An 11,936-nucleotide genomic window follows, 5' to 3' on the forward strand; every position below is an offset into this window, starting at 1 on the left:
GACAGTAATACGGGGCACAACCGATCCCGACGGCGACCTGCGGCGGGTGACCGTCAGGCCTGCCCGTCCCCGGAACGCACGCCGTCGACGATGCGCTGCAGGTCAGCGGCCATGCGGCTGGCCTCCTGCGAGGCGCCGACGATCGCCTCCTGGGCCTGCGCCGTGGAGGCGCTCTGCTCCTCGACGGCGGCGGCGATGGTCGTCTGCGCCTCGACGACGCCCTGGATGACCTCCTGCACACCGACGAGCGAGGCCCCGGCCGCATCGACGTCACCGCGTACGGCGTCGACGACCCGGCGGATGCGCTCGGTCGCCCGCGCGGTCTCCGCCGCCAGGTCCTTGACCTCCCCGGCGACGACGGCGAAGCCCTTGCCCGTCTCGCCGGCGCGGGCCGCCTCGATGGTGGCGTTGAGCGCCAGCAGGTTCGTCTGGTCGGCGATGGCGGAGATGCTGCCCGCGATCTGGTCGATCTCGGCCATCGTCGTCGCGAGCCGCTCGACGGTCCCCGCGCTGCGCCGCGACCCCTCGCTGGCCTCGTGGGCGGTCGCGGTCGCCGAGCTCGCCGCCGCCGCGATCTCGGCGATCGCCGCGCGCAGGCCGGCCATGACCGATGTCGCCGTCCCCACGTTGCCGTCCAGCCGGCGGCCGGCGTCGACCAGCCCGGCCACCCGGGTGGTCATCAGCTCGGCCCGCTGCTGCCGCGCGGCGAGGTCGGCGGCCGCGGCCTCGGCGGCCCGGGCGCGCTCCCGCTCCAGCTCGGCCTGGGCGGCGGCCTGCGCGAGGGTCTGCTCCTCGGCGCGCCGCTGCTCGGCCCGCCGGCCGCGGTCGGCGTCCTCGGTGAACTTCCAGCCGTAGGCGAGGAACGTCGCCTCGGCGAGCAGGAAGACCGCGTGCAGCAGCGCGAACCCGAGCGGGTTGTGCTGCGCCTCGTGGGTGGAGAACACCGACTCCGGCATCCAGTAGCTCATCGCGGCGTGGTGCACCGCGACGAAGCCGACGGACAGCAGGAACGGGGTCCACATCTGGTAGAGCGCCACGAGGGCCAGCAGCGCGTAGAACCAGATGTGCATGTCGGTGAGGCCGCCGGTGACGTGCACGAGCACGTCGGCGCCGATCATCAGGCCGAGGCCGACGACGGCGGCGCGGGCGACCTGCGAGCGCAGCGTCCAGCCGAGGACGAGCAGCACCACGATCGCGGCCAGCTGGCCCCACAGCAGCCAGCCGCCGACCCCGCGGGCCAGGCCGATCGCGGCCAGGGCCGGCGGGTGCGCCGCCAGGACGGCGGAGATGATCCGGTGCCGGCTCCGGAAGTGCTGCTCGTCCAGCCGGGCACCGCGGGGGATGCCGGCCAGCAGGCCGCTGCGTGCGGAGGTTCTCGGCTCCGCGCCGGGGATGGTCACCTCTGGTCCTTCGGCCCCGTCGGCCCGATCTGAAGCACAGTGCTGGAGCCCCTCCGGTCTCGGATCCCCTGCATCCGGGAGCGCGGTCCGGCACGAATGCCCGACGTGGACCCGCGCGCATGGATCCTGCAGCCCCTCGCGGATGCCGGACTGAGCCCCTCGACGATCACCGACCTGCTGTTCCGCCTCGGCTTCGAGGCGGTCACCCGGCCGGGCGACCTCGACGACGGCGGGATCCGCGCCGTCGTCGAGGACCAGCCCGCCGAGGTGCAGGCCGCCTGGACCGAGACGCTCAGCCGGATGATCGCCGCGGCCGAGCTGGTCCCCTAGCTGCCCGCGCGGGCCACGGCGGCGCAGAAGGCGCGCGCGTCCTCGACGGTCCCCTCCAGCGGCTCCAGCACCTCCGCCCGGGCCACCTCGCCCACCCGCGCGGTGAGCCGCTGCTCGGCCCGGCGCCGTCGCCGTCGGGCCCCGGCATGGACGAACGGCCGGGCGAGGGCCGCGAGCAGCGCCCCGCTGAGCAGGCCGGCGACCAGCAGCAGGGTCGGCATCGGGATGCCCTCCACCCGGGGCAGCGGCAGCACGTCGTCGAGCTGCAGCCAGCCCAGGACGGCGAGTCCCAGCAACCAGAGGGCGCCGACCAGGGCGCAGGCCAGCAGCGCCCACTGCAGCCCGCCCACCGCCCGCTGCCACACCGGGACGCGGGTCGGGCCGAGGTCGGTGCCGGTGACCGCCCGGTCGAGCCGGTCGGCCAGCCCGGACTCCGAACGATCGGCGGTGCGCCGCAGCTCGTCCCGCCAGGCCTGCGGCAGCCCCTCGCCGGCCGTCGTCCGGACCCGGCGCAGCGCGGCGGTCATCGCCGCCTGCTGCACGGCCCCGGCCACCGGCAGGGAGGACCGGGCCCGCTCGTCGCCCAGGTGCAGCCGCTCCAGCGGATCGGGGCGCAGCCGCCGGACCCAGCGCAGCAGCGGCCAGCCGGTGCGCGCCGCGCCGTCGCGGACGGCGGAGCGCTCCACCGCCGCCGCCACCACCGGCACCCCGGCGGCCCCCGCCAGGGCTCCGGTCAGCTCGGTCTCGGCCGCGCGACCGGAGCCCGCCCCGGCGTCGCCGTCCGGGCAGTGGGCGGCCAGCGCGGCGGCGGTGGCCCGCACGTCGGCGGTGAGCCGCTCGGACGCCGCCCGCCGGGCGGAGACCCGGCGGGCCAGCTCGGCGCGCAGCTCGGCCAGGCCCGCGCCGGTGCGCGCCGAGGTGGCGATCACCGGGGCGTCGGCCAGACCCTCGGCGTCCAGCAGCCGGCGCAGGTCGGCCAGGCAGGCCGCGGCCGCCTGCTCGTCGAGCCGGTCGATCTGGTTGAGGACGACGACGAGCACGCCGGCGTGCCCGGCCATCGGCGCCAGGTAGCGGCCGTGCACCGCCTGGTCGGCGTACTTCTGCGGGTCCAGCACCCACACCAGCACGTCGACGAGCTCGACCAGCCGGTCCACCTCGAGCCGGTGCTCCAGCCGGACGCTGTCGTGATCGGGCAGGTCGAGCAGCACCAGGCCGTCGAGCTCCGGGGTGCCGGCGACGCGGTGGCGGCGGGGCACCTCGAGCCAGTCGAGCAGCCGGTCGGCGCCGGCCTCGCCCCAGACCGAGGCGTGCGCGACCCCGGTGGTCGGCCGCCGGACGCCGGGCGTGCTCACCTCGGCACCGGAGAGCTCGTTGAACATCGTGGACTTGCCGCTGCCGGTGGCGCCGGCCAGCGCGACGACGGTGGCGTCCCCGAGCGCTTCCCGCGCACCGGCCTTGGCCAGCAGCGTCCGCGCGCGGGCGACGTCCGGGACCTCCAGCCGCCCCTCGGCGACCTCGACCGCCTCCCGGAGCGCGGCCAGCCGGTCCCCCAGCGGCAGCTCGCCGCGGTCCCGCCGCCTCATCGCCGGTCCCCACGCGCCGCGGTGAGCTCCGCGAAGGCGGCCCGCAGCGCCTCGACGGCCCCCTCGGGTGGCGCCGCGGCGTCGACCAGCGCGTCGAAGCGGCCGCGCTCGTCGGTGAGCAGCCGGTCGGCGCGCTGCTCCAGGTCCGCGCGGGCCCGGGCGGCCAGCGACCGCACCGCGGCGTCGCCGAACACCGCCTCCAGCACCCGCTGGCCCAGCGCCGTCGTCCCGCCGGCGACCGCGACCTCGCCGCCGGTCAGCCCGCCCGTGGAGGCGAACACCGCCATCATGACGACGGCCCCGGCGCCGTTGACGCCCCAGGAGAGCGTGCGGGCGCGGGTCCGCTTGCCGGCGCCCTCGCTGCGCACCAGGTCCAGCACCCCGCCCTGCCAGTCGCGCACCTCCGCCGACGCCGCCTCGGCGAACTCCGCCGAGGCGGTCTCCAGCTCGCGGTGCCGGTCCGCGATCAGGCCGGGGCCCCCGGGCGTACCACGCCAGGCGGTGACCGTGCGCTCGGCGGCCTCCTCGGCGGCGTCGCGCAGCAGCGTCTCGACGCCGGACTCCAGCGCCTGCTGCAGCCCGGCGCCGGCGGCCGGGCGACCGGTGAGCGAGGCCGTGATCCGGTCGCGCAGCCGGCCGACGTGGCCCTGCAGCGTGCGCATCCACTCGCCGGTGCCGACGAACTCCTGCCAGCGGGCCAGCACCTCCCCGCGCAGCAGCGCCCCGCTGGCCACGCCGTCGGAGACGCTCGTGCAGGCGCGGGCGTAGGCGGCGTCGGCCGCCGCCCGCAGCGCCTCCGCCGCGTCCTCCTGGGCCCGGACCTGCCCGGCCACCCCCTCGACCCGGGCGGCCAGGCTGTCCAGCGCGCCGGCGAGGGTCTGCCGGACGACGGCGGCGCGCTGCTCCTGGTCCGCGGCCAGGCCGTGCAGCCAGGCGCGCAGCGGCGCGACCTGGTCCTCGGGCAGGAAGCCGCCCTCCAGCGGGCGCTCCTCGACGACGAACAGCCGGGCCGCCTCGAGGCCCGCCCTGCGCAGCATCCCGCCGAGGTCGTCGGCGATCTCCCGGGCGGCCTCCGGCGGCACCCGGTCCAGGACGACGGCCAGCGCGGTGCCGCGCTCCTGAGCGGTGCGCAGCAGCTCCCACGGGACGGCGTCGGCGTACCGCGCGGCGGTGGTGACGAACAGCCAGAGGTCGGCGGCGGCGAGGAGCTGGCCGGCCAGCTCGCGGTTGGTCTCCACCACCGAGTCGACGTCGGGGGCGTCGAGCACGGCCAGCCCGGGTGGCAGCGCGTCGCTGACCACGAGCCGCAGCCCGCCGGTGACCTCGCCCTCCCCGGTGCTGCGGGCCAGGCCCGGCAGCACGCGGTCACCGGCGAAGGCGTCCCGGTCCGTCGGTGCGCAGACCAGCACGGGCGCGCGGGTGGTCGGGCGCAGCACGCCGGCGGTGGTCACGGGGACGCCCAGCAGGCTGTTGACCAGGGTGGACTTACCGGCGCCGGTGGAGCCGCCGACGACCGCCAGCAGGGGGGCGTCGAGGTCGCGCAGCCGCGGGAGCAGGTAGTCGTCGACCTGGTCGACGACGGCGCGGGCCGAGCGGCGCGCCTCGTCCCGGCCGGCGACGTCGAGGTGCAGCGGCGCCTCCGCCAGGAGGTCGCGGAGCGCCTGCAGGGCGTCGGGCAGGCGCGGGGCGGCGGTGCTCATGCGGGGGTACCTGCCCGCGCCGGCCGCCGCTCACCCCCGCGACGGCGAAACGGCCGGGCGCTCAGCCGGCCGTCCACCGCGGGGGACGCTTCTCCGCGAACGCCGCGATGCCCTCGGCAGCGTCGGCGGAGGCGAGCAGCCGGCCCATCTCCGCGCCCGAGCGGTCCCACGGGGCGGACTCGGCGGGCCGGTCGCCGTCGACGATGCCCAGCGCCAGCCGCTTGCTGGCCTGCACCGCCAGCGGGGCGTTGGACGCGATCACCTCGGCCAGCCGCAGCGCCGTCGGCACCACGTCGGCGGCCGGCACCACCTCGTTCACCAGCCCCCAGCGCAGCGCCTCCGCAGCGCTCATCGGCTCGCCGGTGAGGACCAGGCGCATCGCGACCTTGCGCGGCAGCTGCTCGGGCAGCCGGAACACCCCGCCGGCGGCGGCGAGCAGGCCGCGCGTGACCTCCGGCACCCCGAACGTGGCGTGCTCCGCGGCGACGACGAGGTCGGCGGCGAGCGCCAACTCGGTGCCGCCGCCCAGCGCCGCGCCGTTGACCGCGGCGATGACCGGCGTGCTCGTCGGGTGGCGCACGACGCCGGCGAACCCATAGTGCTCGCGACCGGGCACGATCGCCCGCTCCCCCCGGGCCAGGGCCTTGAGGTCGGCCCCGGCGGAGAACGCCTGGTCGCCCGCTCCGGTGAGCACGAGGCAGCGGATCCCCGGGTCGGCCTCGGCGGTGTCGAGGGCGTCGGCGAGCCGGATGGCGACGTCCAGGTCGAGGGCGTTGCGGGCCGCCGGCCGGTTGATCGTGACGAGCAGGACGTGCCCGGTCCGCTCGGTGCGGACGGTCGGCTCGACCTGGTCGGGGGTGCTCACTGCGGGCCTCCGGGGCGGTGCGACGAGCGGGCGGGACGGGGACCGGTCGACCGCTCAGACACCGAGGGAGCGCCCGATGATCTCCTTCATGATCTCGGTCGTGCCGCCGTAGATCGTCTGGATGCGCGAGTCGACGAACGCCTTGGCGACCGGGTACTCGAGCATGTAGCCGTAGCCGCCGTGCAGCTGCACGCACCGGTCGATGACGCGCTTCTGCAGCTCGGTCGTCCACCACTTGGCCATGGCGGCGTCCTCGGCGGTGAACCGGCGGGCGTTGTGCTCGAGGATCGCCTTCTCCAGGTAGGTCTCGGCGACGGAGACCTCGGTGTGCATCTCGGCGAGCTCGAAGCGGGTGTTCTGGAACGCCCCGATCGGCTTGCCGAAGGCGGTGCGCTCCTTGCAGTACGCGACGGTCAGGTCCAGCACCGACCGGGCCGAGGCGACGGCGCCCGCGGCGATCGACAACCGCTCCTGCGGCAGGTTCTCCATGAGGTGGAAGAAGCCGTGCCCCTCGGTGCCGAGCAGGTTGGCGGCCGGGACGCGGACGTCCTCGAAGAACAGCTCGGCGGTGTCCTGCGCCTTGAGGCCGACCTTGTCCAGGTTGCGCCCGCGCTCGAAGCCGGGCATCCCCCGCTCGACGACGAGCAGCGAGAAGCCGCGGGCGCCGGCCTCGGGGTCGGTGCGGGCGACGACGATCACGAGGTCGGCGTTGATGCCGTTGGTGATGAAGGTCTTTGACCCGTTGAGCACCCACTCCTCGCCGTCCCGGCGCGCCGAGGTCGTGAGGCCCTGGAGGTCGGAGCCGGCACCGGGCTCGGTCATGGCGATCGCGGTGATGATCGCGCCGCTGACGAGGCCGGGCAGCCAGCGCCGCTTCTGCTCCTCGGTGGTGAGGCCGATCAGATAGGGGGCGACGACGTCGTTCTGCAGCGTGAAGCCCAGGCCGCTCGCCCCCACCCGCCCGATCTCGGCGGTGAGGATCGCGTTGTAGCGGAAGTCCGTCACCCCGCCGCCGCCGTACTCCTCGGGCACGTCCATGCCGAGCAGCCCCTGCTCGCCGGCCTTGAGCCAGACCGACCGGTCGACGACGCCGGCCTCCTCCCACGCGGCGTGGTGCGGGACGACCTCCTTGGCGAGGAACTCCCGCAGCATGGCGCGGAACGCCTCGTGCTCGGCGTCGTAGAGCGCGGACTGCACAGCCACCCCCGGGGGTCGGGTCACGCCCCCAGGCGGAGGCTGCGGAGAAGATAACCGACCCCGCCGACGGTTCTGAGTCCCAGGTCACACGCTCCCGGCGGGCGGTCGGCCGGCTCCCGCCCCGTAGATTTCCCGGCCATGCCCGTCTCCCCCGCCCGGCCGTTCGGTGCGCTGCTGACGGCGGTGGTCACGCCCATGACCGACGACGGCGCCGTGGATCTGGACGCCGCCGCGCGGCTCGCCGTCCACCTGGTCGGACGCCGGGCACGACGGCCTGGTGCTCAACGGCACGACCGGCGAGGCGCCGACCACCTCCGACCGCGAGAAGGCGGACCTGGTGCGGGTCGTCGTCGACGCGGTCGCCGGGCGCGCGGTGGTGCTGGCCGGCGCCGGCTCGTACGACACCCGGCACGCGACCGGCCTGGCGCGCGCGGCGGCCGACGCCGGCGCCGACGGCCTGCTGGCGGTCACCCCCTACTACTCGCGCCCGTCGCAGGACGGCGTCCTCGCGCACCTCACCGCCGTCGCGGACGCCTCCGAGCTGCCGGTGATGCTCTACGACGTCCCCGCGCGGACCGGCCTGCGGCTGAGCGCGGACTCGCTGCGCCGGCTCGCCGCGCACCCGCGGATCACCGCAGTCAAGGACGCGACCGGGGACCCGGCCGCCGCCCTCCGGCTGATCCCTGAGACCGGGTTGGCCTGGTACTGCGGGGACGACGGCCTGCTGCTGCCGTTCCTGTCCGTCGGCGCGGTGGGCATGGTGAGCATGGCGGGGCACCTGGTCGGCCGGCAGCTCGCCGAGGTGATCGCGCTCGCGGAGGCCGGCGAGCCGGAGCGGGCCCGCGAGGTCTTCCGGTCCGTGCTCCCGGTGATCGACCTGATCTCCGGCACGGGCAACGGCGCGCTGCGCTCGAAGCTGGCGCTGTCCCTGCTCGGCCTGATCCCCGGGCCGGCCATGCGGCTGCCGCAGCTGCCGGCCGGCGCGGCCGAGACCGCGGAGGTCCGCGCCGCCCTGGCCGCCGCGCTCGGCCCCCGGTAGCCGCAGCGACGCGCGGGGCGCGAGTGACGCCTGCGCCGAACACGCACCCGGCGGTGCTGGCCCCGGACTGCCGGGGCTCGGACCCTGGCGGCATGACCAGCGTCTACGCGTACGGCACCGCACACGCGGTCGTGATGGTCGGCTCCTTCGGCGTGGGCGGGCTCCAGCCGCGCCAGATCGGCCCGGCGCACGCCACCATCGGCCGGGTCAGCGGGCAGAGCCGCAAGGCGCTGTGCGGCGCCTACGTCTCCATCGACGAGCAGCAGCCGTGGCCGCCGGAGGGCTACGACGACCAGCAGCTGTGCGAGACCTGCGCGGAGCTCGCCGCGCTCTGACCCGATGAGCCGGGCTCACCCGCCGGCGATCGAGGGCAACACCTGGACGACGGCGCCGTCGGGCACGGCCGCGGCCAGCCCGCCCTGCCAGCGGACGTCCTCGCCGTCCACGAAGACCCGCACGAACCGGCGCACCTGACCGGTCTCGTCCCGGATCCGCCGGCCCAGCGCCGGGTGCTCCGCGGCCAGCACGTCGAGCAGCCCGCCCAGCGTGCCGCCGGCCGGCTCGACGTCGAGGTGCTTCGCCCCGCCGGCCAGGTCGGCCAGCACCCCGGGCAGCACCACCTGCACCGTCATGCCAGCCGCGCGGCGCGCACCGCGAGCACGTCGGGCAGGTGGTCGACGACCAGCTCGAAGGTCTCCCCCTCGTCACGGCTGGCGTAGACGCAGCCGTCTCGGGTGCCGACGTACACGCCGGTCGGGTCGCCCTCGTCGACGCAGAAGGCGTCCCGCAGCACCGCGGTCCACGCGGCGTCGGGCAGGCCCGCGGCGGACTCCGTCCACGTCGCCCCCACGTCGCGGGTCCGGTGCACCCGCAGCCGCCCCGCGGGCGGCACCCGCTCCATGTCGGCCACGAGCGGCACGACCCAGGCGGTGCCCGGCGTCCTCGGCGAGGCGGCGACCGGGAAGCCGAAGTCGGCCGGCAGCCCGTCGGCGATCGAGGTCCACGACCGCCCGGCGTCATCGGTGCGGAAGACGCCGAAGTGGTTCTGCGCGTACATCCGGCCGGGGTCGCCGGCGTCGGCGGCGACCTTGTGCACGCACTGGCCGTACTCCGGCGCGGGCTCCGGGAGGAAGACCGCGCTGATCCCGCGGTTGCGCGGCTCCCAGCCCCCGCCGCCGTCCTCGCTGACGTAGACGCCGCCGCCGCTCATCGCCACCGTCACCCGGTCCGACCCGGGATCGGGCAGCACCGTGTGCACCGCGCCGCCGCCCGCGCCGGGCTCCCAGGTGGGCCGGTGGGGGTGGTCCCAGAGGCCGCGGACCAGGTCGAAGGTGCAGCCCCCGTCGGTGCTGCGCCACAGCGAGTGCGGCTCGCAGCCGGCCCAGACGACGTCGGGGCGGTCGGCGCTGTCCGGTCGGAGCTGCCACACCCGTGCCAGCGCCGCGCCGGTGTCCGCCGGGAAGCGGACGGCGCCCTCGTCGGTCTCCTGCCAGGTGGCGCCGAGGTCGTCGGAGCGCACCACCGAGGGGCCCCAGTGGCCGTACTGGATGCCGGCCAGCACCCGGGGCCGGTCCCGGCGGGTGTCGATGCCGACCGCTGCCACCTCCTGCGCGAGCAGGTGCGGCTCCCCCAGGGTCCAGGTGCGCCGGTCGTCCTCGCTGAGGGCCAGCCACAGCCCCTTGCGCGTGCCGATCGCGAGCAGATCTGTCATGGTGCCCTCCCGGCGTCGGTGGTCGTCGGGAGGGCAGACCGCCGGCAGGGCCGGAACTCAGCGGCGGGTGGCGCCGCCGGTCCCGGTCTCGTCGGGAGCCGTGCCGTCGACGGCCTGGCCGTCGGGCTGGGTGGCGGCGTGCCGGCCCGCGTCGTCGACCTGCGGCATCTGCCGGGTCTGCCCGTCGCGCACCAGGTCGGGCGCCGCCTTCTGCGCGCGGGCGCGCAGCTGCTCGGCGGCCGTCCGGTCCTCGTCGGCGCGCGCCGCGCGCTCGCGGGCCTCCTTCTCGGCGAGCGCGGCGCGCTCCTGCGCCTCGGCCAGCTGGCGCCGGGCACCGGCGGCCTGCTCCTCGGCGAGCGCCTGCTCCTTCTCCGCGCGGGCACCGCGGATCTGCGCCTCCTGCAGGTGCTCGCGGGCCTGCTCGCGCTTGCGGGCGCGGGAGATCCGGGAGCGCTTGCTCAGGGTCAGGGCGAGCAGCGCCAGCAGCAGGACTGCGACGACGACGATCACGATGATCAGCCAGGTGTCCACGACGACCTCCTCCGGTCGACGGGGAGGGTGCCCGCCGACCAGCGCGGAGAAACGCCGCCCGGCGCCGGGGGCCGGGCCGCCCGGCTCACTTCAGCGCGCTGCCGGCCTTCCACTCCTCCCACGGGATCGCCCAGTCGTAGATGTCGCCGTCGGCCGCGGACAGCTGCGGGCCGATCGAGTTCTTGACCTCGACGACGTCGCCGGGCTGAGCGAATCCGAAGAACCAGCCGGCGCGGTCGGTGGAGAGGTTGATGCAGCCGTGCGACACGTTCTCGATGCCCTGGCTGGACTCCGACCAGGGGGCGGCGTGCACGAACTCGCCGTTGTTGGAGATGCGGACGGCGTACTCGACGTCGGTGCGGTAGCCGCCGGGTGCGTCGACGGCGAGCCCGAAGGTGCTGGAGTCCATCGTGATGTCGCGGTGGGACTCGGTGACCACGTGCGGGCCGTTGCGGGTCGGGTTCTCCGCGCTGCCGGGGCGCTCATCGGGAAGCTCTGCACCAGCCGGTCGCCGTCGTAGACGTCCATGACGTGGGTGGCGGCGTCGACGACGGAGACGTGCCGGTCGCCGACCGAGAAGCTGACCGTGCGGTCCTTCTCGCCCCACACTCCCTCGCCGAGGTCGACGCCGTACAGCTCGGCGTCGAGGGTGACCTCGATGCCGGCCGGCCAGTACTGCGACGGCCGGAAGTGCACCTCGCTGTCGGTCAGCCAGTTCCACGCCCCGTCGGTCGGGGTGGAGGTGGTGACCCGCAGGTGGCTCTCGGCGGCGGCCTTGTCGGCGACCGGGTCGTCGAAGTAGACGCGGATCGGCATGCCGACGCCGACCGTGGTGCCGTCCAGCGGGCCGATCGAGGGCGTGGAGAGGGTGGCCGGGGTGACGGTGGTGAACGTCGCGGATGCCTCGGTCTCCTCGTCGGCGCCGTCGGTCGCCGTAGCGGTGAGCGTGTAGGTCGTGCCGTACGCCAGCGGGGTCGCCGCCGTCCACACCTCGGTCGCGGGGTCGCCCGGTGCCGCGGCGGTCTCACCCTCCACGGGGCTGCCCTGGGCGTCGACCACCGTGACGTCGGCGAGCTCGCCGCCGGTCACCGAGATCTCCAGCGGGGTGATCGGCGAGACGTCCTGGGCACCGTCGGCCGGGGTCAGGACGACCTCCGCCGGCGCGGCGCCGGGCGTGCGCTCCGACGAGCCGCCGCCCCCGTCGTCGTCACCGCTGCACCCGGCCAGGAACACCAGGGCGCCCGCCGCCACCACCGCCGCTGCACGCCGCATCGCGCGACTCCTCTCCCCCGACCGGCCCCGCCACGGGGGCCGGAGACCTCAGTGTCCACGCCCGGACGGCCTGGGGGCCGCGACGAGCGGCGACGCGCTCGGGGCGGGGGGGGGTGTGGCGAGGGACTCGCGCCCACCTCGCACCGCACCCCGGGGGCGCTGGTATCGTTTCGCCTCGTTGCCCGGCCGGCCGGGCGACCGGCGCCATTAGCTCAATTGGCAGAGCAGCTGACTCTTAATCAGCGGGTTCGGGGTTCGAGTCCCTGATGGCGCACCACGCAACAGGCCGCTGACCAGCGGATTCGTCC

General features: G+C 76.2%; 12 protein-coding genes, 1 tRNA gene and 1 pseudogene. 4 read left to right on the top strand and 10 right to left on the bottom strand.

The window, feature by feature from the left end; translation table 11 throughout:
* Positions 1 to 53: 53 nt before the first annotated feature.
* The gene (locus JKP76_RS18980; protein ID WP_309229518.1) at positions 54 to 1,400 is read right to left on the bottom strand and encodes a methyl-accepting chemotaxis protein; all 1,347 of its coding nucleotides are present in this window, start codon (positions 1,398 to 1,400) and stop codon (positions 54 to 56) included.
* A 105-nt stretch (positions 1,401 to 1,505) separates the two neighbouring features.
* Here JKP76_RS18980 and JKP76_RS18985 point away from each other — a divergent pair, with 105 nt between their 5' ends.
* Entirely contained in the window at positions 1,506 to 1,730 is a 225-nt protein-coding gene (locus JKP76_RS18985) for a hypothetical protein (protein ID WP_200492310.1), read from the top strand.
* On the opposite strand, the gene JKP76_RS23065 is transcribed toward JKP76_RS18985, so the two are convergent.
* From JKP76_RS23065 to JKP76_RS19005, 4 genes are all read right to left on the bottom strand, one after another.
* Positions 1,727 to 3,313, bottom strand: coding sequence for a GTPase (locus JKP76_RS23065; protein WP_200492318.1), 1,587 nt, complete (start codon positions 3,311 to 3,313; stop codon positions 1,727 to 1,729). The genes JKP76_RS18985 and JKP76_RS23065 overlap by 4 nt on opposite strands.
* A complete protein-coding gene (locus JKP76_RS18995; RefSeq protein WP_200492320.1) occupies positions 3,310 to 5,013 on the bottom strand; it encodes an ABC transporter in 1,704 nt (567 codons plus the stop codon). Before JKP76_RS18995 ends, JKP76_RS23065 begins: the two co-directional genes overlap by 4 nt.
* Before the next feature lie 61 nt (positions 5,014 to 5,074).
* Entirely contained in the window at positions 5,075 to 5,878 is an 804-nt protein-coding gene (locus JKP76_RS19000) for a crotonase/enoyl-CoA hydratase family protein (RefSeq protein WP_200492322.1), read from the bottom strand.
* 54 nt (positions 5,879 to 5,932) lie between these two features.
* Entirely contained in the window at positions 5,933 to 7,099 is a 1,167-nt protein-coding gene (locus JKP76_RS19005) for an acyl-CoA dehydrogenase family protein (RefSeq protein WP_309229517.1), read from the bottom strand.
* Positions 7,100 to 7,352: 253 nt separating this feature from the next.
* On the opposite strand from JKP76_RS19005, the gene JKP76_RS19010 reads away from it, so the two are divergent.
* Together JKP76_RS19010 and JKP76_RS19015 are read left to right on the top strand one after the other, a co-directional pair.
* Positions 7,353 to 8,114 (top strand): dihydrodipicolinate synthase family protein, encoded by a 762-nt coding sequence (locus JKP76_RS19010; protein ID WP_309233057.1) that lies wholly within the window; start codon positions 7,353 to 7,355, stop codon positions 8,112 to 8,114.
* 92 nt (positions 8,115 to 8,206) lie between these two features.
* Positions 8,207 to 8,449: a hypothetical protein gene (locus tag JKP76_RS19015; protein WP_200492324.1), complete on the top strand. Its 243-nt coding sequence runs from the start codon at positions 8,207 to 8,209 to the stop codon at positions 8,447 to 8,449.
* A 15-nt stretch (positions 8,450 to 8,464) separates the two neighbouring features.
* On the opposite strand, the gene JKP76_RS19020 is transcribed toward JKP76_RS19015, so the two are convergent.
* The 5 genes and pseudogenes from JKP76_RS19020 to JKP76_RS21845 form a co-directional block, all read right to left on the bottom strand.
* The gene (locus JKP76_RS19020; protein WP_200492326.1) at positions 8,465 to 8,746 is read right to left on the bottom strand and encodes a MoaD/ThiS family protein; all 282 of its coding nucleotides are present in this window, start codon (positions 8,744 to 8,746) and stop codon (positions 8,465 to 8,467) included.
* On the bottom strand, positions 8,743 to 9,825 hold the full coding sequence (locus JKP76_RS19025; RefSeq protein WP_200492328.1) for a sialidase family protein: 1,083 nt from the start codon (positions 9,823 to 9,825) through the stop codon (positions 8,743 to 8,745). The genes JKP76_RS19020 and JKP76_RS19025 overlap by 4 nt, the downstream gene beginning before the upstream one ends.
* Positions 9,826 to 9,882: 57 nt before the next feature.
* Positions 9,883 to 10,356: a hypothetical protein gene (locus JKP76_RS19030; RefSeq protein WP_200492330.1), complete on the bottom strand. Its 474-nt coding sequence runs from the start codon at positions 10,354 to 10,356 to the stop codon at positions 9,883 to 9,885.
* A gap of 85 nt (positions 10,357 to 10,441) precedes the next feature.
* On the bottom strand, positions 10,442 to 10,795 hold the full coding sequence (locus tag JKP76_RS21840) for a L,D-transpeptidase (protein WP_309233058.1): 354 nt from the start codon (positions 10,793 to 10,795) through the stop codon (positions 10,442 to 10,444).
* Positions 10,796 to 11,037: 242 nt separating this feature from the next.
* Positions 11,038 to 11,628, bottom strand: a pseudogene (locus JKP76_RS21845) (Ig-like domain-containing protein); the annotation flags it as partial.
* Positions 11,629 to 11,829: 201 nt separating this feature from the next.
* On the opposite strand from JKP76_RS21845, the gene JKP76_RS19040 reads away from it, so the two are divergent.
* Positions 11,830 to 11,905: transfer RNA gene (locus JKP76_RS19040), tRNA-Lys, on the top strand.
* The last annotated feature ends 31 nt before the right edge of the window (positions 11,906 to 11,936 follow it).

Origin of the sequence: Blastococcus sp. TML/C7B (genome assembly GCF_016612845.1) — a bacterium.
Lineage (GTDB): Bacteria > Actinomycetota > Actinomycetes > Mycobacteriales > Geodermatophilaceae > Blastococcus.